The organism is Armatimonas rosea, assembly GCF_014202505.1.
In the GTDB taxonomy this organism is placed as follows: domain Bacteria; phylum Armatimonadota; class Armatimonadia; order Armatimonadales; family Armatimonadaceae; genus Armatimonas; species Armatimonas rosea.
This window is the reverse complement of the sequence record NZ_JACHGW010000009.1, coordinates 60,246-84,995: the sequence shown is the minus strand read 5'-3', so window position 1 is coordinate 84,995 and position 24,750 is coordinate 60,246. Positions and strand designations below refer to the sequence as shown.

Genomic DNA, 24,750 nt, shown 5'->3' with positions numbered 1-24,750 from the left:
CGAACTGGATTCCTCTGTCTGTCTCCCTGGCGCCTACAGTCGGCGCTACGCCTGATCCGGCTGATCCGGTTCCATACGATAGGAGTCGACATCACTAGCATGAGTGCGGAGGAGTCCGGGCCATCCAGTTGCCCAGCCTGTAAAGGAGCCGTACACTACCAGTCTGCAACCGCGGCGCTGTGCCGCTCATGTGGCGCGGAATGGACGGTAACACGATGCCCGGCGTGTCAGTCGTCCTATCCATTACTGCGCCCCCGTCGCCGGTTGGCATCGGTGCGAAGAACCGTTGTGGCTTTACCAGAAGAGGACCTGACGTATGCGCGGCAACTGTCCGATAGGGAACGGCGACGCGGAAGCATGGCGATCCCATTATTTTGTGAGTGCAGTGCGGACACGCAACTGCCAGAAGGACAGATGATGGGCATGGTTTACCCTATCTGTCCACACTGTGGGCACTGTTCCCAAAGCCGTTCCACGAATCAGCAGTGCCTCCGTTGCCAGGATGGTCAGTAGGCCCAGTGGAAGGCGCATCTACGTTTGGGTGGTCAGCCCCCTTGTGTAGGTCCAATCCGCTCTTCGGAACCGATGGGTTAGCCCGCACCTGTTTCCATTCAGCAGGAGGGTTACCGATTTCTCGGGTTTTGATTAGCTCTCCAACCACTCCCGGGCAGAAAAATTTCCCAGGAAACTATGCTATCTCTATTGACCTTGATGGGGACGAAAACCTTCCTTTTCGGCGATAACTTGGAGACCGGACAACTGTAATAGACTGGATGCCACCACCAAAAACGGTCAGCAAAATGACTTCTTCAATGTCTCACTTGGATATGTTGTTGCTTAAGCAACTGCACAGATTTCTGTGGACAAAATAAGGTTTAGTTAATGCCCAAGTAGGATATCCAAAACCTGTAGGGCACGTCTTCGGTTCAATAAGCCTTTCTGCTGATCTGATTGTGCATCAAAAGTGAGTAGGCAATCTAAACACGCACTGGTACATCGCGCATCATGCTCAGGTGTTCCTCGCAACTGCCTTTGGGCGTGTTCAAGCCACGTTCTTCCCTGGTCACGCAGTGCCCTTACATGCGCAGCTCCACCAGGCACGTTATCGTAAATAACAGCTCCCGGCCCTCGGCCAGCGGGTCCTTCACAGACAAGGCAACCCAGTTCTCGGGTATCAAGCTCAAGCGACTCAGCACCAGAAATTCGTAGAGCATGGGCGAGCGTTGTTATAATCGCCAAATCACTTCCTCCCGGAATATGGGGTAATTCAATCATCAAGACATCTGTGGTCTCTCGGGCAGCAAAGGCGATATTGCGAAGGGTATTGCTAGCCCGGCATCTCGATTTAGCCGTCTTCTCTGATGCGAACAGAGAGTGATGATCGCGAAACGAGGATGGAAGGTCACCTCCAAAACTAACCTCACTATCGGAAAATCCGCATACAGTACAGATGGCGAACCCTTGGTGATTTTCACCTTCATTATAGACAAGTAACTCGCCATTCTCTCTATAGAGTGCACGCATCCCAGAGATTCCAGCGAAGTTCTCAGACACTTCAATACCCAGTTGATCATGGAACGTTACGGTTGCCTGTTGAACAAAACCAACGGGTTCAACGCCAAGACTCCGACGTGGCTCTTCCCATGCAGCAGTCGTAAAACCATGCTCGGGTACGAGAAGGCTCCGCTCCTCCACCGCAGGACTATCACAAAAGGGACAAGAGTCAGTGCCTGAACTCCCAAAAGTGTAGAAAGTATGCTTATTTGCGCAGTGAGCATATCGACCTCGAATCCCGAAAGGAGTATCGAGTCCCTCAGCACCGGTCCAATGCTTCAGTAGACCACGTGAACGCACTAGCTTCCCAGCCACCAACAGCTGTGAGCCAGGAACATACTCCCTCAGAGCCTGCAATCCTCCACGACTCAGCCGGAACTGATCGTCCTCCTTCACTCGTTGAGGATGGTTTTTATCTGGCACTGCTACACGCAGCTTTTGAACTCCAATAGGAAATCCATATCGAGGTAAAAACTGGCGGTCTGCGAGTGCTTCAATAACCGTTTGGTCTGCGAGAGCTTCCATCTGGCGGCGATGGGCATTCCCTCGACGTGCAACATCTTTTTCCACCTCATCGAGGTGGTACCAGGAAGAAAAATGGCTGTCATAATCACGACGCCAATCAGAAATCGCACTTGCAAATGAGGTAATGATGTCATCAAACATCCCATACCAGTCTTCGAATAACCCATTGACCCCAACGGCTAGCACTGTGTCCGCTAAAAGAAAGCGTAGGCGTTCCTCTAGAGATTCACTCCCCATCTCCCGAACCCAATGTAGGTAATCGAGAAACCATGCTTCAGGACATGCACTTTGTCGTGCTGCATTCCACCAAGGAGCACTTGTAGGAGGAACACCATGATGTTGAAGAATATCTACACTCGGGCGCGGATGAGATGAAGATTCCCACCACTGTGGTAGAGAAACGCCGCAGAAAGCTCCCATACTTCCAAAAGCATTCATCGCCCCCACACACGTGCCTGGTGGGTACACAGCCTGAAAGAGGTCAGATAAGAGAACGGCATTTAGGTGCCGTTGCACGATTCGAGCACGACTAAGAGGTTTTGGTTCGCGCAGAGGACGATCCAAGTAATCGCCAAAGCGTCTGAAAACCTCATGGTCAAAAGGCCTAGGACGCGCGAATGTGATGACAATGGATGAGCCATCTGCCCGACGTCCAGCGCGACCAGCACGCTGAAGGTAGTTTGCTTTACCGGGCGGAACATTTGTCATCAAAACGGCACTTAAGCCCCCAATATCAATACCTAGCTCCATCGTCGTCGTGGAGCTTAGTAGGTTCCTCATCCCTTTTTTGAACAGCCCCTGTAACCGTCGGTTCTCCTCTGGTGCAAGCTGTGCACTATGTTCTTCCGCCCAAAGTCCTTGGGTAAATGTCGCAGCGGAGCGATACTCCCGCCGTGGACGACCAATCCGGGGATCTTGATCGAGCGCCTCTTCTCCAACGGTCTCTAGGTCACTACAACCAGGTTCAGGAGCGCATCCTAGCACCCCCCTCGGAAACACCTTTCCTGTACTTTTCGAACGGAAAAGCACGCTAGGTCGCCGAAGCCCAAGATCATAAAAACGGATTCGTATGGCATCGTGCCCACTACGGTGTTCAGCCTCAAGCCAAGCAAGATCCTTCGACTTCGCCACTTGAAAGAGTTGGTCGAAGAGGGTGCTCAAGATCGTTTGTGCATGGAGGTCTGCAACTTCTACAGGTATGCCTGCGGATACCAGAATCCGCGCAACGAAATCACGGCGGCGTTGAGTTGGCCTAACACCGCAAAACCTTAACAAATAAGTTCTGGGGCCTTGACTTCCACTAGCCATCCATCGTCCAATCTTCCTACCACCATAATCGAATGCGTCATCAACATCGGCGGTATCCGTCGATTTTTGCCTAAGAGTAACGGCTCCATCTACTCTTAGGGTATCAAGCAGTGTTGCTAAAAGATAATGCCAGTTATCTGTTATCTTTGTCTTCACTTCTGATGGCAAGTAGTCTAAAAGTGGTGGCTGTAGTCCCTCATGTTCCCCAAGTCCCGGATACGTGACTTCCGCTAAACCAAGTGTCTCCAGTGAAAATTGTCGGTAACTTGGCGAGGCGAGTTGCCGGGCCATGAGCAAACGAGCCTGACGACGAATTTCATCCCTATTGCGATCAAATATTTGTTGTGCAGATGTCTCCGGTTGATGCATACTCCCACCCTCGACATCAAAAAGCTGACCTAATAACTTATTGTTACAAAATGCTTCTGCCCACCCATCAAGATCGCCACCCACTTTCATACTGGTCAATTGCTGAACCAGCAAGTCGCGTTGTTGGCTCCATGTCCTTGCTATCGTAGGGTTGATCGCAGCTTGTATCTGTGCTTCCATCGTTTGAATTGCGGCTTCAATAGCAACGATAGTATCGGCATCCTGTGGTGGTGCCTGCTCCAAGCACTGAGCTAGTATCGCTCGAACAAGCTGCGTCTCGTGCTGGGTCGTCAGACGAGGGCCAAGGCGAGCTGCCTCCATACGACTGTCGGAGAAAGCAAGCAAGCGCCGCCCTTCGGCGGGTAGCGCCTGGCGTTCTGCAACAGGTAGAACAGGAAGAGCTGCCAGGGTAGTTTCTGCAACAATAGATAGGGCCAGATCAGTAGAAGCAATCAACGGGAGAAACAAACGTGTCTGGGGCTCACTTTCAATTGTCTCGTCACCCCCGTCGTTCTGGGCAGAGCAGCGGGGACAGTTGGCAACGGCCCGCACACGAATCCCTCCAGAGTTGGCTCCACGTCTCTGACCTGATACTGGATCAAGTGTAAGAATTGGACCGGAACTAGTATCGCCTTCGGCAAGTACGTAATGGATCTTGCGATCTTGTTCACCAAGTACCCATTCACCACAAACAGGACAGCGCAATACCTCTTTAGATGCCGCTCCACAATCTGGACACAGACTGCCCTGGCCTGAAAAGACCCCTCCTAGACTTGGAAGCCGCATTGTTGCTGGTGCCGTACAAGTTGGATTCAAACAAACAGAAACCCCCTCTGGTCCTCGGACGAGAAGATGCATACGGTGAGGCAAGAGCGGGAGATCTCCTGCCCGCTTACGAGCAGCAGCACCTGCACGAAGCAAGGCTATCGTTGCCTGAATTGATTCTGCATTCACTACGTCAAAAAGGTCATCCGCCAACTCATCTATACGCAATCGCTTGCGACCCCAAAGAATCGACTCCGCCTTATGCACAAGTGGTGCATGGCCCAGTGCCTCATAAAGCAATACTGCTGGACGAGTTTCTCCTTGGGGAATAACCTCTGACGCTGTCAGATGACTTAATCTAACCTTGAGCTTTTGTGTGGCTGCGACATCCTCTGCTAATTGAACATTGCCTTGGGCACTGATAGAGAGAGTTGGACCAGGAAGTGCGAGAAGATTCACCAGTTCTTCGGGCTTGGAGGGCCTCTCTGGTTCCGCAACTTCTGGAAGACCCACCTTGCGGGACACCCCTGCAACAGCACGAACCAAAGTTGTGTCTTTTGAGAAAATCTCTCCTGCGAACTGAACCAGTGCTTCAGAGCCGCCACCTAAGGTAGCCGAAGTCGCTATTTGAAGAATATCGCGCGGAGCCCTACCACAGCGTTCGAGCAATCGTCGCAGGAGAAGTGTTATTTCAGCGGCGAGGGTGCCATTGTAGAGATGAACCTCATCCAATACGATGGACTGTAGGTTCTCACCCAGCAGTATCGCATCTTGCGGACGGCATAGCATGTACTCAAGCATGGAGTAGTTCGTAATCAGAATATCGGGCTGCGGCCCTAATGAACCTTGTGGCTCTGCTTGTCCTCGACCATCCTCAAGGCCACGTGCTTGCCGACGAGTACGCATCCGAAACATCTCATCACCACGCCAAAGAGGGGTATGATTTCGCTGAGCTGCCTTCGAATCTTCTGGCGTTTCACTGGTGAAGTGAAAGAGTGTGAGATGATTCTGGCCCGTCAGCCAGTCATGGAGACGGTCAACCTGATCATTTACCAGAGCATTCATTGGATAAAGAATAAGGCACCTAACCCCACCTCGTTCAGAACGCTTGGGGGTTGTCCACAGGTCCTTCAAAACAGGCAAGAGGAAACTCTCTGTTTTACCCATCCCAGTACCCGCAGTTACTACAATTGCTGGCCGTTCATGATTGGGCCCTAGTTCGAATGCTCTCTCCAGGCTAGCTTGCTGATGGGAATAGAGAGGACGATCTGAGGGAAACGCACCACGGCGATGCAGATGGGCTGCAAGGTCTTTTGGGAATTCGTGAGCTGTAACAAAATCCGCAAGGGTTCGGTTACCATTTTCTGCTGGAAACGCAGCTTCTACCCACAGATCGTTGACAAGGCCTCCCTTTGTAGCTGGGCCGCTCCAAAGAGACTGGCAAGCGCTCCGGAGCGCTGAATCACGAACATAGCAGGACTCGCCCGCAAAGTCAGTTAAGCGCTGCCGTACGCCTTCCACTAAATCAAGCGCATCTAATTGCGCCATGCTTCCATTGGGCTGTGTCATCTCGAAACTCCCATTAAAATACTATCCATTCTCTAGGTCAATTAGAAGCTCATGAAGCAACCAGTTGCGAAAGGGAGTCAGTGCACCAATCGCGGTTCGCAAATTGCGACGGTGGAAGTAGTCCAACGACGCGACACCATGATAGGCAGCACGCTTCCCAAGCGCGAGAAGGCCGACATCCTTAAGTGTGACGAAGCGTTCATTGACCCCGGTTTCATCAGCCGCCTCAATATCCTGTCGCCATTGGTTGACCCGCTCGCTGGCGCTATCTAATTCTAATTGAAGGCGGAGGGCACTATTGTCAATCGGATAACCTGAATTTTTGACTGCTCTCAGAAATCGATAGGCAGTGAGTGAAGACACATCAGCGAGTTTCTTACTGAGCGGAAGGGTTCCTGGGGCTATAGTCTTTGCACTACGTGTCACATCCCAATCTTCCAACAACACTGCAAGTGTCGCATCCCAACCATCATCAGCCCCACGCAGGCGCGGTTTCAAATCACTGGGAAGATAACCAAAAGACAGCCATGCATTGATGATTTTAGTTACATTGCGACTCACAAAGGCCCGGACGAGTTCGCGAATGCCACTAGATAGTAAAGGGGCTTTTGCCCAGTAAAGTAGAGCGATGACGGTATTAAGATTTTCTGCCTCTACTCCAGAGCTGGAACTAAAGAAAGTACCGAAATCAGACGACCACCATGAACCGCGATACTCTCCATCATAGGCAATAGCAATCATGCGAAGCTCGTCTAGCGAGGATGTCAGGTGTAAATTCCAGACCAGATTGTCCTCACTTACTGAAGACACAACTTGCTCGGCATCAAGGATCTCACAGTGCCCGCTTGCCCTAAGAATGACTAGCCTATGGCGTTGGGGATCTAAGATAATTGGATACCGTAGAGTAAGACGCTCTTTCTCAAACGTTCCAATGATTCCTGTGTCCACGCAACTCTCACACAAGCGCATTCGTTCTTTCGAGTTATAGATTCGCTCTTGAAGATTGAGAGGTGCCCCCCATCCCCATGGACGGGGTCGTGTCTGCCGAGCAACGTTACCTCGCCACGAAGCCCCTTCAAACAAGAGCCAATGCGCCTCATCCCCTTCCCGTCCACAGAGGGGCTTTGGTGGATAATACCGCAATGGTAGGGAGGCTATATCCGTAGCAAATTGGGTATTCAGTTCCTCGCAGGAATGCCAGGTGCCTTCAGGTGATCGGAAAAGAATACCCTTTAGAGTGTTAGGATCACGCTTTAGTGTGGATCTTTCTCGGTTTCCTTTTGCTGTTAGCACATTGAGCTGAATCGTCGGAGGTAAGGTACCAGCTGCAGCGAGTAGAGGACCAACCACGGACACTGTTTCAGACTCGGCAACCTGCATTAGGGGTATTCCCCACATACGGATAGCTAAAGGAGACTCCCCCGAGGGGTGAGTGACCTTGATAGATGGAGAAGCTGCTGCTGCCAGTGTGGGCTCCTGCCAGTCAATTTCCAAAGTGGTCTCAGGAGGAGGTTTGGAACCACGTACTGATGACCAAACTAACTCTCCCTCCTCAAAAGCCTCATAGTCCTCACTTTTAGGCATTTGAGATAAAGAATATTGGTTTGGCAAAGACCAACGCCGTAGTGGCTCTGGAGATAGTCTAATCCCTGGAGCAGCAAAGAGCAGATTTTTCGGTCCTAAATTAGAACAGCAGACCAAGGCTTCACGGTCAAAGATGGGAATGAATTCCCTCTGTAATACAGAGCCATCCTCCTGGGAAACTAACTCTACATTAGCTTCATGACCAATGATGGGTGTCCGTACAGGCCGAGGATTAAGTGGCTCATAGTGCCCGCTTTCTTGGAGATACATCTCCGCGACTACGATCCCATTTATACGAAGAAGAATGCAATCTTGCATCGTAGACAGAGTTTCGATACTACTAATGTGCCACTCTAATACAGGTGCCTGTTCCCAACAAAGCTGAGGTCGCTCCGTGAGTATAGGAATTTCAACATCATCTTCATCTGTGATTGTCTGAAAAACCTGACGGGAAAGTGCCTCATGCAGATCATCGCGCCACTCGGGTAAAACCCACGGGGAGCTTTTGATTATGTCATCCAGCTTTGGACTTCGAGAGCGCAAGGCAGACCAGAGCTGCATCATGGAGTCGCTACGTAGCGATGTCGTGAAGAGGAGACGCCGAATTGCCTGGGAATAGTTTCCAGATAACCATATTCCTAGGTTTCTTTGGAAGCCATGGCGAGTAAACCCAAACTGAAGATAAACCGTATTGTAGTAGTTCTGCCCACCTGCATCCAGATCAAAAACGTGTCGAAGATGAAACCTTCGCACAGCTCTTTCGATGGCATTGGCGAGTTCTGCCTTGGGAGCCGATTGCACAAATAAGCTACGCTCCGTCTGGTGGTTGAATACTCCCCTCCGAATATGGGGCCAGAGTGTACCCTCACTTGCTTCGCGTCGTGCTACCTCAGCAAACAACATTAAAAGAGCAAGTCCCATATGTGACTGTTGCTGCCAATGGTCTCCACGAAAGTATTGCTTTACAACCCCATAGGGGAGATGAGCAGCCCAAGCACGAAGGAACTGGTAATCAGCCTCATCCGGTCGAAGTTCACAAAGTGACCACCGGCCCGGCATTGAACTAGATTGTGCCTTGATCCGACTGACAATCATCTCAACGGTGGTAACACCGCCATCAGGTGCTATATCCGCAAATAATCTCACACTGCGTCCCCCATCAACTGTTGCAAGGCATTCGCAGAACCAATCACGACCAAGTGAAGCCGCGGGCGAGAGAAGGCTACATAACAAATTGCCTCATATTGCGGGCTATTGAGGAGATCGTTATCTACCTCTACCACCACTACCACAGGAGACTCCAATCCCTTGAATGAAGCGACGCTTTCGCAGCGTACTTCTAAGTGTGCCGTTGATGAGCTCCTTCCTTCCATGGCAGGTGTAGTTTCCATAAGCTTAAAGCCACTGGCCAAGGTCTGATTTGCAATACAGGAGTCATTCAGGGATTTGGGTGTCAGCACAACAATATCGGCAACTGGAATCTTTTCAGTGATGTTGAGATGGTGAAGAGTCCGAGACAAAGCACTGCGAATTAGTGCAGGTGACTCAGCAACAATCTTCTCAACAGTGCGGCCACTTGGTCCACGAGGTTGAATAGAGGCATCATAAAAGGGCTGGATACGGGCATGGATTGCCCGAGTATTTCGGACGTTCTCCCGTAGTGGGAAATAACTCAAGCCCTCAGGAAGCGCCAATTCAGAATGAGCACGGACTCGTTGGTTATCGTCGTAGAACACGTAGAGAATGCCCTCGTCGGGAAGAAGGCAATCGAGCATCTGATCCCACTCTTTAGGTGTAAAGTCCTGCCCTTCATCTACGACAAGTGCCTCATAAATATCGTCGGCCTGTAGCTCACTCAGCGTCAATGCCTGAAGGTTCGGGATTCCTTTTGTGACTCTCTTCAAATGTTGGGCCAGTGGGACGTGATAACTGAGAAGACGTGTCTCGAATCCTTCTGAAGCAAGACGTCGAGCTTTCTCTACAGCCATCATGGTTTTGCCAGAACCAGCACATCCCGAAATCGCAACTCGACGATGTGTGCTGAGGAACGACAGTAAACGCATCTGCTCCTCGGTGAGGCGCAAAAGCTCTTGCTCTTCCTCGCGTATGGCTAAAACCATTGGATTAGGTAGTGAGACTTTGGGGGCAAGCATAGCAATGAGCGCATTGATAACTTGCGCTTGACTTCCCGGTGCAGGCGGAGGCGAATCACCTCGCCAGTGTTCAAAGACGCGTCGAAGACATTTTTCAATGTCGCCAAGCTGGCCACCGTCAATCAAGATATTTGATGGGGTTGATAATGTTGGATCTGTCGTAAGGTTTTGTCTGGAAAGAAGACAATCAGGAAATACGATCGCATATTCCATGACGATCCACGGCGCATTACCTCGCCAAGAAGGCAAATCTTTTAGTTTCTTACGAAGCGTTCCTTTGGCATCTCGCAACTGCCCTACCGGATCTATTTCATGAACCTCACCATAAATATCCGTTGATGTCCATGTATCTATGCCGCCATCGTAGTCAATCTGGCCGCCTTTGACTTCGAGCAATAGGATTCCTAAGTCGGGATGAGCAACGATAAAGTCAGTTTCGCCATCCACATTTGCCCCTCCACTGAAGCGACGGTGTCCTATCCACTTTGCGCTATAACAAACGACCCACTCCGCAGATAAACCTGATTTGAGGGCGTCATAAACACGAACTTCAGCATGGTGAAGCCGATCCAACCGAACACGATTCGGAAGCGGGTCAGGAAATAATTTAGGCATTTATGTTATCTCTATTATGCCTTATTCCCGTACTTTCCTCATCAGACTATCAATGTATAAACGACACTATCAAGGCGAGGCGTACCTCTCATGAGGAGGTAGGCCTGAGCGCACACCATTTCTCGGGGCAGAGCCGGTTCTCCAGCCACTCTAAGGGAGGCATAACAACCTCCATAGTTAGAGTGATGTACGCGAAAGCATTCCTTTTCGGATGCAGTCAGGGGAGATCCTGTAAGCAGTCGGCGGTCAGGATGTTACCGATGCCGCGACGAACCGCTCGTCCATGGATCGCCAGCACACGCTCGGTCAGCAAGCGACTTCCCCAGCGCTCGTAGACGGCAGGAGGCACTGTCACCTGAGCCAGCCCCGTCTCGTCCTCCAGCGTCAGGAAAACGACGATCTCCCCACTGGCAACTGGGGGACGATGCGGCATCAGCGAAAGCCCCGCGAGGGTTATCTCCTCCCCATCTTCACATGCCTGAAGGGCTATGCTGGGCTGGATGCCTCGCCGTGTCAGCTTCTCTCTCAGGTGACGCATTGGGTGACCTTGTGGTGAGAAGCCAAGTGCCTGCCACTCCTGTTGCTCCTTCTCTGCCGCTAAGAAGTCCGGTAGGTCGGGCGGGAGCATCGGGCAGATCGCCAGCTCTATCCCTTGTTGACCAAGGATCAGCTTGCGCTTGGTGTCGGGGGCACGATGCAGGGCAGGCAGGCTCCAGATCGCCCGGCGGCGAGATGGACACAAAGCGTCGAGTGCCCCGGACAGCACGAGCCACTCAAGGGCGTCACGAGGCACAAACCCAAGGCGGCGGCAAGCGGATGGGAGGTCGTCAAAGTCGCCGTTGGTATCCCACTCAGCGGCGATGGCTTCGGCCAGCTCGGGCTTGACATTCTTCACAAAAGAGAGGGGACAGCGGATAGAGTTTGGGGTCTCGACCTGCCATTGGGTGGCGTGGCTCCGGTTCAGGCAGGGACCAAGGGGAGTGATACCGCGCCGTCGCGCTTCCTCCACCACGGTCGCCACCGGCCAGAAGCCCATCGGTTCAACCGAGAGGAGCGCTGCGAGGAACTCGGCAGGATGGTGGTGCATCAGCCAGGCGGTTCCCTGCGCATGGTCCGCGAACGCCACGGAGTGCCCATGGCAGAACCCATAGCGTGAGAACCCCTTGATCTGCTTCCAGAGCTTCTCAAACGCCTTGCCGGTCATACCCCTGGGCTTGACTCGCTCCAGAAGCTCCCTGCCGAGCGACTTCATCTCCTCCTCACTTCTCGCGTGAGTGATGGCCTTCTGCCAGACATCGGCTTCATCGGCGCTAAAGCCACCCACGACCCGCACAACATCGAGCACTTGGTCTTGGAAGAGAATCCGTCCGTAGGTTTCTGCGAGTACCGGCTCTAGCTCAGGCAGCGGATAGTGTGGCTTGACGTTACCATGGCGAACCGCCACATAGGGAGCGATCCCGCCACCAACGAGCGGGCCAGGGCGCACGAGTGCGACGGCATGCACCAGGTCGTCGAACTTGTCGGCTTTGAGTCGCCACTGCAAGGCCATCTGCGCAGGCGATTCAAGTTGGAACACCCCGATGGTCTCGGCAGCGCGGATCATCGCCAAGGTCTCTGGATCTTCTCTATCCCGGCTCGTGTAGTCGAACAGCTCGTCCTGCGCCTTTAGTTTTGTGGTGGCGATGTCTACGGCAGTTAACGCTCGCAGGCAGAGCTGATCCATCTTCAGTAACCCGATGCCCGGCGACTCCACATCGTCTTTATCGAAGGCAACGACGGGAACACCTTTGGCTGCCCAGAGCATGGGTGCGACTTCGCAGACAGGCACATCACTGACCACGATGCCGCTGGAGTGCGTGCCCAGATGACGAGGGTTCCCAGCGAGCTGAGCACAGAGCGCGAAGAGGTCGCCATAGGTATCGGGGTCTATCTGCAAGGCGCGCAGCTCAGGCAGAGTCTGTAGTCGCTCCGCCAAGTCATCTCCTCTCGCGTGCCAGAGCAACTCCCGCAAGCGATCCAGCTCGGGGCCATCGAAGCCCAGGATCTTGCCAAAGTCTCGCAGGAGGCTTCTACCGCGATAGGTGACATAGTTGCTGACATTGGCGACATTCTCGCTGCCGTAGGTCTGGCGCAGGTAGGCATACATCTCGTCGCGGCGGTCGTGGCGGAAGTCTATATCGATGTCGGGCGGCTTGCGCCGGGCACGGGAGAGGAACCGCTCGAAGGAGACGCGCCGAGTGATGGGATCATGGTCACTCACACCCAGCGCGTAGAGGGCAGCACTTCCAATAGCTGAGCCACGGAGGGCACAGCCGATGCTGCGCCGTCTCGCTTCGTGGATCACGTCGTGGCAGATGAGGAAGTAATCGCAGTAGCCTAGGTCACGAATGGTCTCCAGTTCATGTATGAGGCGAGCCGCGTCCGTGATGCCTCGTCGCCTAGCCCCTTCCCAGACGAGGCCAGAGAGCAGGGAGAAGGCGCTCTCCCCACTCGGTAGCTGGGGGTATCGCGGGAAGTGGCGGATGGTGGGATCGAGCGGTGGCACGAGGCAACCAGCCAATTCTCGCGCATTTCGGAGCGCATCGGGTCGGTCTGCGAAGAGTCGCTCTAGCTCATCGATCGGCTTGAGGTAGCGCTCACCGTTGAGGGGAAGTTCTCCATGCTCCTCACCCACGGGAACGACTAGCCCCACACGCAGAAGTGCCTCACATGCGGGGAACTCGGTCTTGGTGCTGTAGGCGACCGCGTTGGTGGCGACAGCTCGAATACCAAGCCTATCCGCCAGGTCGAAAAGATGGAGTGAGAGGCTATGCTCTCCCTCTGCCAGCGAGCGGACTACCTCGACGAAGACCCGATCCCGCCCGAAGATACCCAACAAACGTGCCAGTGCCCTCTCCGATTCCTCATCGCGGCTCTGGAGCAGGAGCTTTGGAATCCAGCCTTGTGGCGGTGCTCCTGTTAGGCAAACCAATCCCTCGGAATGCCGCTCAAGATCTTCCAGGCGAACGCGTAAGCCATCACGCTCCACGTCCCGCAGCCCCGCCGCTGAAAGTATCTGGCAGAGAGAGGAGAAGCCCGTGGGGCCATCAGCAAGAAGCGTCAAGCGTGCGCCCCCTTCCAATACCACTTCGCAACCACCGATGGGCTGGATACCTGCTTTCTGGCAACGGCGTACCAACTCGGGAATCCCCGTGATGCTGTTGGTATCCGTCAGGGCAATCGAGGGCAAGCCCAGCTCCGCCGCACGAAGGACCATAGCGGACACCAACGAAGGGCCAGAGCCAAACGAGAACGCTGAGTGGGTGTGGAGATGCACTTGCCTCTAATCCTCAGCCCGTGCTAAGAGCCAGCTCTCCCGAACTCGATGTAGCTCTAGGATTCCTCGCGCCGTTTCGACGTGCCAGATATCGCGCTCTGGCTCGCCCTCCAGCGCCCCTATCCACTCCCGGTGGAAGCTGTGAACATGCAAGACCTCCCAGCTATTCACCCAGCAAGGCGCACCCTCCGGGTTGGTCACCACAGAGGCAGGCTGGTTTACTAAGCGGCTCACCTTTTGATTACCTCTCTCACCAGCTCGCGGCGACGATCCCGAAGCGAGACAGGGACTTTCGAGAGTGTCGTCAGGGCCTCCGACCCGTACCGTGCCCGAATCCACCGCTTAGTAGACTCCAGACGCCCCAAGCAGGATGCTGGAACCGTCTCAAAGAGCGAGAGGGTTGTCGCAGTCGGCAAGTCCAACTCGGAGACGACCAGGCGCAGGCCGATCACACCAGAGCGGAGAGGCTGGAGAGCAGCAAGGCGGCGTAGGCTGCTCAAGAGCTCGCCAGGCGACTGAACGGGCCAGGGCGGACGCCACGTCCCGAGTAAAGGGCTACCGCGCTCGCAAGTGATCTCTAGCGTCACGACCCGACCAAAGCGGCGCAGTGTACAGAGCTCTCCTGCGGAACGCTTGGCAAGCTCGACGAGGTAGCGATCCACGCAAGCCGCATCCTCGATAGGCTCCAGGTCGAAGCGATACGACGCCTCCACAACGGGCAATGGCCAGAGCGCCTGGACGGGATCGCTGTCCTCCCCCAAAGCACGCTGGTAGAGCAGTGGCCCCACCTTCCGGCCAAATTGATAGATAAGGGCCGCCTCGCCGACCTCTGCCACTGCGCCAAACGTGGTCAAGCCCAAGCGAAGGAGCTTGCCCGTGATGGCAGGGTCGCCCGATAAAAACGTGACTGGAGCATCCGCAAGGCCCTCCACTCCCGAGAGAGCCAGCACCCGTGCCTCCAGCTTCGAGCGCCCCATCGAGCAGAAGGGAGTCAGAGCAGGAAACAGACAGTCCAGCTTTTCTAGTGACTCGTTTCCCCAGAGAAGCGCATACGCGGCATCCGGGCCAGCAGGCTCAACCAGATCTGTCAGCTCGGCCAGTGCGTCCCAAAGCCGCTGGGAGTGTGACCGGGCATCCACTTCCACGAGCGGAACGGCTAAGAGCTCCGGGCAGAGGCGACGTGCCCGAAGGAGGCTCTCCCCTAACGTCACTCCCCGGCGAACAGCCAGAGGCGAGGCATCCCGAACCAGCTTCCCTTCTATAACGGTCAAGGAGACACGCGACTCATCAAGCCCTCGCGCCTCAAGGGCCGCTCGCGCTAGCAGTCCTGGCACCTGGCAGAAGAGAGTCGGCCGTGGTCTGGATACGGTAAAAACAAACATTTGTTTGTAGTTATACCGCATCTTCTCGGCAAAGCTTTTACCCGTGCTTTCAGAAGGAACAAAGGCAGCAATTCAATAGGCACTCTAAGGCCTAACAAGCACCCTCAGTCTCGGACACCTCTGACACTTTTTGTATGAACCACGGCCAGTCTGGTTGCATGAGCCACGGCCCGTCTGGCAGGTTTTAGAGGGGTAGTATCTCCCCTGATAAGGGCAATATCTCGCAGACTCTCTAAGGATTCAGAGAGGAGAAAGGCTGGAGGGATTACCTCCGGCAACTCACCCAAAACGCGCACCTCTATCCCGCGCTCTTGGAGATCCGACAGGATTGAGCAAAGCACGGCAACGGAACGGCTCAGCCGAGTCAAGTCGCATACCACAAGGGTATCTCCAAAATTCAGTTCCTGAAGCAACCCCATCAAGACAGGGCACTCCTCCAGATGGGCCATTCCAGAGCAAATTTCTCCGAAGACAACATCACAACCAGCCTCAACCAAGGCAACCTTTTGTCTGTCAAGCCTTGAGCCGTTCGACGGTGAAGTTCGGGTCTCTATTGCGGTGCGGGCATAACCAATGATCGTCCCCATAAAGCTTATGATTATTTAGATCGTTGCGTCAGTTAAAGCCTAGCCCAAGGATCTGAGCTCGTCAACCACATACTTTGAGGTTGAATTCGGGGTACTTGGGAGTCGAAACTTCGTTCCCAAGGACGGAGGGGACATGTCAGCTCTCGTCGTGATGGGCTGGCTCCAGAAGCTCCAGCAGATCCTCACGTTGGATCAGGACTTTTCGCAGCCCTGCCACCCGAAATGCCTTCAGCTTGCCCGAACGGATATAAGAACGGATTGAGGAGGTAGAGAGCTGTAAATAGCTCGCCGCTTGCTCAACCGTCAGGAGCGGCATCCCTTCGGGGCTGTCTGTCATGAGAGCAGTATACGCCAGGCCTCATACAGCGAAGTCAACCAACGATGGAGAAGTCAGCGGATGACCCGAAACGTCAGGTTTATCCGCGGGCCAAGCGAACGAGCCGACTTGGGGACCTGGTGGAGCCAGAAGTGCTGGGTCGGCCCCGCCATGATCAGCAGGCTACCCGCCGTTAGGTCGAGAGCGACCCGTTGCTCCTTGAGGTGCTTGTGCTTGAAGTGGAAACGCCGTGTTGCTCCTAAGTTGACCGAGGCAATCACGGGGTTCTCTCCCAGTTCCTTCTCGTCATCGGAGTGCCAACCCATGCTGTCATGCTCTGTGCGGTAGTAGTTTAGCAGAACGCTGTTGAAGACAACACCCGCCACGGGCTCGATCTGCCCCTTTATCGCCAGAAGCTCAGCTGTCCAAGCTTGTGGCTGCATCGTCATCCCCGAGTAGGTATAGCTGCAACTGGGGTCGCCGTGCCATGCCGTTAGCCGTGGCTGATCCACCCAGCGCCCAAAGAGCCGAATCTGATCCTGCCGCCACGGGATGGTCTGGGTCAGCTTGACAAAGAGCTGATCAGCTTCTGACTCGTCGAAGAAGTCGGGATAGAAGCGCACATCGGCATCTGACATGGCCAGCGTTTTGGGCATATCGAGAAGGTTGTCGGTTCCACCTTGCAGGGACACATCGTTCATACGGGTAGTTTACGCCCTTGCTATTGTCTTTCGACTACCCTGCGAGACTATGACTGAGCTTGACCATAGCGGTACCATGTAAAGTGTGAAAGCCAGTCAAGCAGCAGACCTCAGACGAAACTGGAGTGGAGCCCCTTGCGACCATCCAAGGCTCGTCCAGGAATACGACCAGGGCAAGCCCACCGGGGATCGTGTCTGCACCACCTGTGGAAAGACTTTCTCCCACGCCGAAGCCGATAGCTGGAAGCGGCAAGAGCGAGGACAATAAGGCAGCGAGGATAGGAGCTCTAACGACGATGGCTGCGTTCGGGAAAGAGTAGCTTGTCGATTCGTTTCTCTAAAAACCGACGGATCGGGTCGAAGCTGAAGGCGAGCACCAATACCCCGAAGCGCGTCACACCTCCCGACTCAGAGCTCCCTACCGAGTCGGTCGCAAGCAGCACCAATGCGCTGTAGGCCGCCAGAACCAGCGAGAGAGCCATGCCCAAAACTAGCGTGCGCCGGATCAACACTTTGATATCGAAGAGTTGATGCTGAACCACTGCATAGCCAACTGCCAAAAGAAGCAGCAAGGTTGAGAGAGGCCCCACATCGATCCAGCGGAAATCCCCGCGCACGTAAGGAAGCAGGACGTTGGTGATGATCGAGACAGCACCAGTCGCTAGGATGCCCACACCCAGCAGGAGGAGCTGATCCCGAACGTTTTGGAGCTGCATGCCCTTTCTACGCTCGCTAAACGCCAGAAGGATGGCACCGCCGAGCAACCCCAGCAGATGGGCTGCATAGAGGGGAAACAGAGGGCCGTAGACGGTCTGATGTACCTGCATCGAAGTCAAACTCACCTGCGCGGTCAGACTCACATGCTCGGCTTGGTCTACCCAAGGCGTGAAGGTACTCACCAGAGCCACCAGTAGCGTCAGGCCACCGAACATCTGATCGGCCAAGCGCGTTGTTAGGCCCGCTACAGCGCGAACCAGACGATACACCCCATAGACCGCCAAGCTCGCCGCTGCGAAGTTGAGCCGCCCTACAAGAAGCACTTGTTCAGGAATCGAGAGGTGCTGGAAGACATAGAGCGTGGCTGTCCAGCCAAAGAGGGCCACGCAAGTTCCCACGAACCAGCGAGCGGCCTCCGAGTGGTGCTCCCGTATCCAGAGGTAGAGTGAGGCACTAGCGAGAAGTATCCCAGCCAAACCATAGAGAATTGAAGCAAGCAATATGCTCATGATCCTAGTTTTATGGGGGTAGCATTTGATGCTTTTATCGTCTCCGGTAAAACTAGGAGCGTCAAGCCCCAATTGCCACGCGAGCAAACGACCGTGTGATTTATGGTAGTATTTACTCGATAACAGTACACGGAAAGCTGACATGTCCACTGACAAACCTCTACTTGCGTTCCTCTCTTACTCCCACAAGGATGAGGCGCTACTAAATGCCTTACGCACCCACTTGAGTCCGCTCACACGCCAGGGCATCATTGCCCAATGGCACGACCGTATGATCTTGGCAGGTACCGAGTGGGCCGGTGAGATTGACCGAAACCTGGAAACGGCGGACCTGATTCTTTTATTGATCAGTCCCGACTTCATCGCCTCCACTTACTGCTACGACACTGAGATGAAGCGAGCGTTAGAGCGCCATGATGCAGGTGAAGCACGAATCATCCCAATTATTCTGCGCCCCTGCGACTGGCACGGATCGCCGTTTGGTAGACTTCAGGCCCTGCCCACAGATGCGAAACCAGTCACAGGGGCGAGCTGGCATAATCAAGATGAAGCCTTTGTGGCGGTTGCGTCTGGCATTCGTAAGGCTGCTTTAGACTGGCGCGGACGAGCCAGCAAGGCAGCGACACCAAGCCCAGTCCCAGTGCCTCGCACGTCGCTTCTAAGACCAAAAACACCAACGCTTGCTCCGGATGAGCCGGTGGCGGCATCCTACCCGCGACCAAAACCCCGTCCCACAGCCTTTAATGCATATCAGGCCGGTCGGGACATCCTTACCTTTGTCGAGACGGGCTTAGTGGAGCGAATGAAGGATATTGAAGCGGCAGGCTACATTGTGGACCACGACCGTCGGGAAGGCAGGATATGTTTCCGCGTGGAGTCAGATAGCCGGACGATCTATTTCCTAGACATGTGGCTTGGTGGAGCTATCGGTGGCGATAAGAGCCTAGGATTCTATGATGGATGGGGCAACAACTCCGGTGGATCCGGGGCAATGACTGCAACAGCAACACCTGTTCTCAGTGAGGAATCGGGTGAACCAGTTCTAGAAATTATTAATTTCAGCCTTCTCAATAGCCGCCACACCCAAAAGACGTACTCCAAAGAAGAATTCCTGGAGGCCCTCTGGGAGAAGATCGTCTCCACGGTCGATCAGCTCGGGAGACAGAGGCGATGAACGATCCTGCTGTAGACCTCGAGCTCTGTCGGAATCGTTGGCGGCGCTACCGAGCTGAGCTAAACCTCGTTGACACCGCCAGTGAGGACTTTGCCACTTCTGGCTTGGCTGACCGCGTTGACCACCCGGCTATCCGACTGTTGATACTGCCACTCGATCCGGAGCGAGGATTCATCGACTTTGATGAGGACTTCTGGTCTTGGTGGATTCAGGAGTGGGCAGACCCAAGTACAGGGCGTTCGCTATCTGGTCTTAACGAATCTGCCCCTACATCAAACGCTGCCGTCCGATTTGCTAGAGGCTCCGCGAAGTGGGGAGAGTACCTTGCCTTGTACCGAGGTGTTGCCCTAGAAATGGAACTAGGCGAGCATTCAGTCGTTAGAGGACGGGAGCGCACCTATGTCCGCTTAGTCAGTCTAATCAGTCGGATTTGGCTAGCGATGAGCATCTATACCAATACCATTGAGCGCTACCAACTGTCCGGTCCGTTTGAACTGACAATCGCCTTTCGCGACGTAGAAGGCAGTATTCTAGCAAATTTTGGCCACGGATGGCCAGAGCTCGGCCAAGGTCTCTGGGACCCTCCTACTCTCCGAACAAAATCCCTTTTGCTCCGACGCGAAATTGAACAGTGGCCGAATGAGAATCAACTTCGAGATATTGTCTTTTCTATCGGCGGCTGGATCGAGGACACATGGGGTAGCAAGCAGAGAAGGTTCCTCGTCCGAACAGGTGAACTGGCCGGAAAATTTGACGCTTCGGCTATCCGTCGTTGATATTGGTTATCTTGGGTTGCTTTGGTACGGGGGCGAGCATATAATCCAAAATCCCCCGGTAGGTTGTCGAGATCAAGGCACGCTCGGCAAGAGAGCCAGCGACCTCACGAACCGAGAGGCTACAGGGGTAGCAAGGCTCTCCCCAGTGCTCTCGCAGCTCCCCGATCACCACCAGCGGCCAGCCCAGCAGTCGGTAGGCGCGAAGCATCTTGGGCGTCGCCTCTAGCCAGATCGTCTTGATGTTCTGCTCGACGCAGTAGCGCCATAGCGCCGAGCCAAGCTGCCAGAACGCCGCGCCGTTATCCTTGCCCCTATACTCGGCCAGCACCGCTAGAATCGCCGCATGAAGCACTCCTGAGGCTCTATCAACGACGGGCAGCTCAGGCCAAACCAGGTGTGTTGGCACTTCACCCGCCTCGTCGGGAGTGATGAGCTGGAGCCCACCGACGAGCAACTCCCTCACCCACACGCCAAAGTAGACCGAACGAGTAGCATGAGCACGAATCTGATCGCCAGGCTGCCAGCCCTCGTCCGCCGCAATCTCCTCGAAGAGACAAATGACCGCTTCCGCCTCCGTCACCCTTATCTCAAATGTAGTCTCTGGTCTCTCGAACTCTCTTCGCCTCGCCACCTGGTCACCTTCTTTCATTGCCTCAAGAAATGTTACTTATAGTCCGGCTACCAGTATACCGTTGCTTCAAAGGCCGCAACTACGTACCGTGATCCTGTGCCAAAAAGAAAAGAACCAAACGAGAGAGACCCTGTCCTGCAAGCCATCGGCAAGCAGATCCGCATGCACCGTGAGGGCACGGGATTCTCCCAGGAGCGCTTCGCTCTGAAGGCGGGGATGGACCGCACCTACTACGCCGCCATCGAGTTGGGGTATCGCAATGTCTCTGCAAAGAACCTGATAAAAATCGCCAGTAACCTTAAGGTTGAGGTCGGTGACCTCTTCCCCAAAATGGCCGAGCTGGAACCACTGCTTGCTGATGTCCTTGAGGATGCTCTAGACAGCTCAGGATAAGAGGATCTACTCGTTCACTATGTTCCTAGGCCTCGCAGAGACTCAAGACATATGGCGATTCGGGGAGAGAAATAGCACGACTGTGTTCACCTCGTGCAGGTGTTGTGCGAATATGCTCGGTTCCTGATGCTCAGAAGATAGTGAATCCGTTGTACGATGAGCCTTAATCATGGCTCTGGCAAAACAGCTCCGAATACTGCGGGAATCGCGGCGACTCTCCATCGCCCAGATGGCCCACGTGGGAGGAGTCAGCGAGTCTACCATTCGACGCTGGGAAGCGTCTGAGAGCACAAAGACCCCACGCTTCTATGAGATCAGCAGGACTCTGGACGCCCTTCACGCAAGCCAGACAGAGCGCCTGGCGATCTTTGCTGCCCACCCTGAGTTTAGCTACCGACCACTTCTTACGGATGCGGTGTTGCCCGCCAGTAGTGGTGATCTTCTCAGAGCCTTACGGATGCGGCGCGGAGTTGGAGTGCGTCAGCTTGCCCGCGAGATAGGGGTCGCACCGGGAGTCATTACCCACTGGGAAAACGGCAAGCATATCCCCAGCACAGACCAGAGTGAAAGGCTTCTTGTCGCCTTGTGTGCTCTCCCCGATGAACTCGCTGTTCTGCGCCGGGGCACCTCAGAGCTAGGAATAACTCGCTTCGTAGATGCATCACTCGACGAGCTTTGGGCAACACTTGAAGCACTCTATCAACCCATCTGGCGGGGCGATCCAACCTTTCCAGGGGATCTGGTACTCCTCGCTCTACAAGAGGAAGCGGCACGGCGCTTGCTCATCGAGCCCCATGCACAACGTCTGCTCGCCGAAGCCTTCCACGCTCGGGGATTATTCCTTCACCTCCGAGAGCGTTCTCAGGAAGCCCAGACCTGTCTCAAGTCCGCTCTGGCACTTGTGACAGCCAAGGAGCATCCCGTGATCTGGTTTGGGGCAACCTCCCTTCTAGCGAGAGTACAGCCCCATTCGAAGTGTGAGGTTGCAATTAAGGGTTGGACTGAAGCTATCCCATTAGCACGCGATAGACGGGACCAGGCTTTAGAGTCCCAGCTTCTCAGAGAGCTTGCAACTCGGCAAGCGAGAGTTGGATATCTAAATAGCGCTCTGCGCACGGCCAGAGAAGCCGAAACCTGCGCCCTTCGCTCGGATCGGATGGAACACATTCGTGATGCCAGGATGGTTCTTTCCGTTATTTTGGCAGAAGCGGGTCATGCTGACAGAGCCTCAAAAACAATGTCAGCTCCCCCAACCCTACCTGAGTGCGAGGAACATCCCATCGGAGCAATGAACAGGCTGCTCTACTGGGCACGCCTCTGCTGGCACAACAAAGATCGTCTGGGGGCTTCGGAGCATTTAGGTCAGGTTTATAGCCTGATCGAGCGTTTTCACCTCTCACAATTCGAGGGAGCGGCGCATAAATTGGAGCAGGCACTTAGCTGCTGAATCTCCCAACAGGAACTTAAAAACACTATGACCAATGCATTGTTACCCTCTCCTAAGACTCGCTCCACTCAAAGAGTAAGACCATCATCTGCAACAGTCTCTCCTGGACACAGAGTAGCCTCCCCAGACTTATTCGCCCGGCCGATCCGACTGCGGGATATTCCTGCAGCTCTTGCCGTCAGCCAAGAAGGCAAACAAGTCTCCCCTGCGGAGCGTGCCTTCACCTGCGAAGCTCTAGGTGACCTGCTCAAGCAAAGACGCATGTTTGGGGTCGTCGTCCTTGACAATCGCCGTCCCCCGCAGAAACAGGTGGTTGGCATTGGCACCGGTGGCTTTCTGACGGACGACTTCCAATCCGCTCTCTGGGGGCAACAGGCCGATTCCTACTTGCTTCGTCGAATCTTGCGCTCACCCAAGGAGCTCTCCTCCCCACTGAGCGACTTTGAGGAAACCTTTGCCAACAACACTCCGGAGAAAGGTCTCAACTTCACCGGTCTGCTTTTTGGCGATTTGGGCGAACAGCTTTCTGCAGAACGCGCGGGACAGGTTCGCGACCGGCTTTTTGAGACGATGCTTCAGAGCCTGCGCGGTTACTATTTGCGCACTTGGACCAAGGAAGTTTATGGAACTGAAAACTTTCAAAAATTCCAGAATATCTTTGGTGCAAAGCTCGTTAGAGCGCACGAGTTGCCTGACCATGCAGACCACCAGCAGCCTTTTCTGATGGGTCTTACCCGCGAGGAGGCGTTTGCTCCTGAGCGTGAAGGCCGTCCTGTCCGTTATGCGTTTGCATGGCACTCGCCTAAAATCGGCTTTACCAAAGCTGAGCGTAAGGCACTCCAGATGGCTAGCCGGTACCGCACTCGTGAGACCATCGCAAGACATCTCGATATCGCCACATCGACGGTTCGCTCACAAATGGACTCCGCTCTATGGCGAGCAGAGCAGTCTGCTGAGTTCGGCGATCTATCGCAAACCGTTGAGGGCGGATACCTCCGCCAGTGCCAAGAACGTAGCGATAAGTGGGCAACTCTGCTGGACTATCTGACAAGCCATCCAGAGGAGCTACGCCCTCACTGGCATAGCCTAACAGACTTACAGTAACGGATAGACTCACGACCTTCCGCGCCACTTTCGGTAGAGCTCTCGGCGGCGATCTGGACGATCAAAGACGTCCAGGAGCCGCTGCTGGGCGCTCTCTCGCATCCCTGTTAGTTCTCCCTCGTATCGCTTCCTCTCCCCCTCGATGTACCCCAAGAAGTCCTGCCAGTCTTTACCCCCCTGCCGCTCTAGCTCCCCAAGCTCGACACTTAGCAGCTCAGGAGTCACAGGGCTCGTAGGGGAAACCAGCTGGAGAGTCAGGTCAACTTCATCGACAGGTGCTGAAACTGTCGTTATCGTTGGAATCTCTCTTAGAATCTCTTGGCGGATGAGGGCAGCAACCCCTGCATCTGCCTGTTTTTGGGCATTGGTGGGAACAAAGACCTCGCGCTTTTCTAGCTCCTCCACACAGACCTTGCAGAAATAAGCCCCAGGGCGCTCAAGAGGCCCTTGCCCAGAAGCCCGTAGACGCCTCTGTACGGCTCGAAGAGCCGCTTTCCAGGCATCCAAGCACTCATTCCTTTCGGCGATCTCCCAGAGCTGCTGAAATCGCCTCAGGCTCTCGGAGTCTCCGGTAAGGGTCACAACCTCGGCGACTTCCTTCTCCGCGATGGCATATATGCCTTTCCCCTGAGCGTTGGGCATTGGGCGTTGTGGAGGTGGTGGGGCTTGTTTCTCGCTTTCGCTAACGTTCAACGTTTCTTTAATAGATACATTCGTATCTTTCTTTTCCGGAGAACGCTTTCTTTTAGTGGGTGCAAAATTTGCACCTCCAAATTTTGGAGCTCCAAAATTTGCACCTCCAGAATCAGGCGTGTTTGCCTCGGGATTTAAGTCCGTTTGGAGAGCGGGTTCTACCTCTGCAAGGCGATCTCTTGTGGCAAGGCGAGTGCGGGTGATGGCTTCTTTCTGGCGCTCTGTATCTGCCCAGCGGAGAGCATAGCGTGCCCCATGACGATTATCGTGGCTTGCGGTCTCAATGACGAATCCTGCGGCGATAGCCTCGCGAATGCCTTGACGGGCTGAGTTGATCGACAACGCGCTTTTCTCGGTGATTTGGGAGAGTGCTAGCTCAGCCTCGATTCGCCGCTCTCCGGTCACACTGTCCTGCCAGCCAAGGGTTTCTCGAATCAGCACAGCCACAATGACGATGACGCACTTGGGATAGTCTCCGCGAATAATCTCGTCGAAGAACTGGTTGGGCGTGGGCGTGAAATTCGCCTCAAGCCGCTGGAACCCATGAAAGTTTGCCATCGTC

At 54.5% G+C, this 24,750-nt stretch carries 17 protein-coding genes; 5 read left to right on the top strand and 12 right to left on the bottom strand.

Annotated elements, in window-relative coordinates; translation table 11 throughout:
- Positions 1–879: 879 nt before the first annotated feature.
- The 10 genes from HNQ39_RS28350 to HNQ39_RS28305 all read right to left on the bottom strand — a co-directional run bounded on the left by HNQ39_RS28350 (position 880) and on the right by HNQ39_RS28305 (position 17,937).
- A complete protein-coding gene (locus tag HNQ39_RS28350; protein ID WP_184203974.1) occupies positions 880–6,090 on the bottom strand; it encodes a DEAD/DEAH box helicase in 5,211 nt (1,736 codons plus the stop codon).
- A gap of 21 nt (positions 6,091–6,111) precedes the next feature.
- Positions 6,112–8,820, bottom strand: a complete 2,709-nt coding sequence (locus tag HNQ39_RS28345) for a hypothetical protein (protein ID WP_184203973.1) — start codon at positions 8,818–8,820, stop codon at positions 6,112–6,114.
- Entirely contained in the window at positions 8,817–10,442 is a 1,626-nt protein-coding gene (locus HNQ39_RS28340; RefSeq protein WP_184203972.1) for an NERD domain-containing protein, read from the bottom strand. Before HNQ39_RS28340 ends, HNQ39_RS28345 begins: the two co-directional genes overlap by 4 nt.
- A gap of 217 nt (positions 10,443–10,659) precedes the next feature.
- On the bottom strand, positions 10,660–13,758 hold the full coding sequence (locus HNQ39_RS28335; RefSeq protein WP_184203971.1) for a DNA polymerase III subunit alpha: 3,099 nt from the start codon (positions 13,756–13,758) through the stop codon (positions 10,660–10,662).
- 6 nt (positions 13,759–13,764) lie between these two features.
- Complete coding sequence (locus HNQ39_RS28330) at positions 13,765–13,992, bottom strand: hypothetical protein (RefSeq protein ID WP_184203970.1); 228 nt, start codon at positions 13,990–13,992, stop codon at positions 13,765–13,767.
- Positions 13,989–15,140: a Y-family DNA polymerase gene (locus tag HNQ39_RS28325; RefSeq protein WP_184203969.1), complete on the bottom strand. Its 1,152-nt coding sequence runs from the start codon at positions 15,138–15,140 to the stop codon at positions 13,989–13,991. Before HNQ39_RS28325 ends, HNQ39_RS28330 begins: the two co-directional genes overlap by 4 nt.
- Positions 15,141–15,244: 104 nt before the next feature.
- The gene (locus HNQ39_RS30905) at positions 15,245–15,727 is read right to left on the bottom strand and encodes a recombinase family protein (protein ID WP_184203968.1); all 483 of its coding nucleotides are present in this window, start codon (positions 15,725–15,727) and stop codon (positions 15,245–15,247) included.
- 136 nt (positions 15,728–15,863) lie between these two features.
- Positions 15,864–16,064 (bottom strand): helix-turn-helix domain-containing protein, encoded by a 201-nt coding sequence (locus HNQ39_RS28315; protein WP_184203967.1) that lies wholly within the window; start codon positions 16,062–16,064, stop codon positions 15,864–15,866.
- A 53-nt stretch (positions 16,065–16,117) separates the two neighbouring features.
- A complete protein-coding gene (locus HNQ39_RS28310) occupies positions 16,118–16,744 on the bottom strand; it encodes an alpha-ketoglutarate-dependent dioxygenase AlkB family protein (RefSeq protein WP_184203966.1) in 627 nt (208 codons plus the stop codon).
- Between the two features lie 287 nt (positions 16,745–17,031).
- Positions 17,032–17,937, bottom strand: a complete 906-nt coding sequence (locus HNQ39_RS28305) for a histidine kinase N-terminal 7TM domain-containing protein (RefSeq protein ID WP_184203965.1) — start codon at positions 17,935–17,937, stop codon at positions 17,032–17,034.
- Positions 17,938–18,112: 175 nt separating this feature from the next.
- On the opposite strand from HNQ39_RS28305, the gene HNQ39_RS28300 reads away from it, so the two are divergent.
- Together HNQ39_RS28300 and HNQ39_RS28295 are read left to right on the top strand one after the other, a co-directional pair.
- Positions 18,113–19,144, top strand: coding sequence for a toll/interleukin-1 receptor domain-containing protein (locus HNQ39_RS28300; protein ID WP_184203964.1), 1,032 nt, complete (start codon positions 18,113–18,115; stop codon positions 19,142–19,144).
- A complete protein-coding gene (locus HNQ39_RS28295) occupies positions 19,141–19,920 on the top strand; it encodes a hypothetical protein (protein ID WP_184203963.1) in 780 nt (259 codons plus the stop codon). Before HNQ39_RS28300 ends, HNQ39_RS28295 begins: the two co-directional genes overlap by 4 nt.
- Here the strand turns inward: HNQ39_RS28295 and HNQ39_RS28290 are convergent.
- The gene (locus tag HNQ39_RS28290) at positions 19,907–20,569 is read right to left on the bottom strand and encodes a hypothetical protein (protein ID WP_184203962.1); all 663 of its coding nucleotides are present in this window, start codon (positions 20,567–20,569) and stop codon (positions 19,907–19,909) included. The genes HNQ39_RS28295 and HNQ39_RS28290 overlap by 14 nt on opposite strands.
- Before the next feature lie 78 nt (positions 20,570–20,647).
- Here HNQ39_RS28290 and HNQ39_RS28285 point away from each other — a divergent pair, with 78 nt between their 5' ends.
- From HNQ39_RS28285 to HNQ39_RS28275, 3 genes are all read left to right on the top strand, one after another.
- A complete protein-coding gene (locus HNQ39_RS28285; RefSeq protein WP_221290415.1) occupies positions 20,648–20,944 on the top strand; it encodes a helix-turn-helix domain-containing protein in 297 nt (98 codons plus the stop codon).
- Positions 20,945–21,113: 169 nt separating this feature from the next.
- The gene (locus tag HNQ39_RS30900; protein WP_184203961.1) at positions 21,114–22,391 is read left to right on the top strand and encodes a helix-turn-helix domain-containing protein; all 1,278 of its coding nucleotides are present in this window, start codon (positions 21,114–21,116) and stop codon (positions 22,389–22,391) included.
- 27 nt (positions 22,392–22,418) lie between these two features.
- Positions 22,419–23,495 carry a helix-turn-helix transcriptional regulator gene (locus HNQ39_RS28275; protein WP_184203960.1) on the top strand — a complete coding sequence of 359 codons (1,077 nt, stop codon included), beginning with the start codon at positions 22,419–22,421 and terminating at the stop codon, positions 23,493–23,495.
- 9 nt (positions 23,496–23,504) lie between these two features.
- Here the strand turns inward: HNQ39_RS28275 and HNQ39_RS28270 are convergent, their stop codons facing one another.
- Positions 23,505–24,746: a hypothetical protein gene (locus tag HNQ39_RS28270; RefSeq protein ID WP_184203959.1), complete on the bottom strand. Its 1,242-nt coding sequence runs from the start codon at positions 24,744–24,746 to the stop codon at positions 23,505–23,507.
- Positions 24,747–24,750 lie beyond the last annotated feature (4 nt).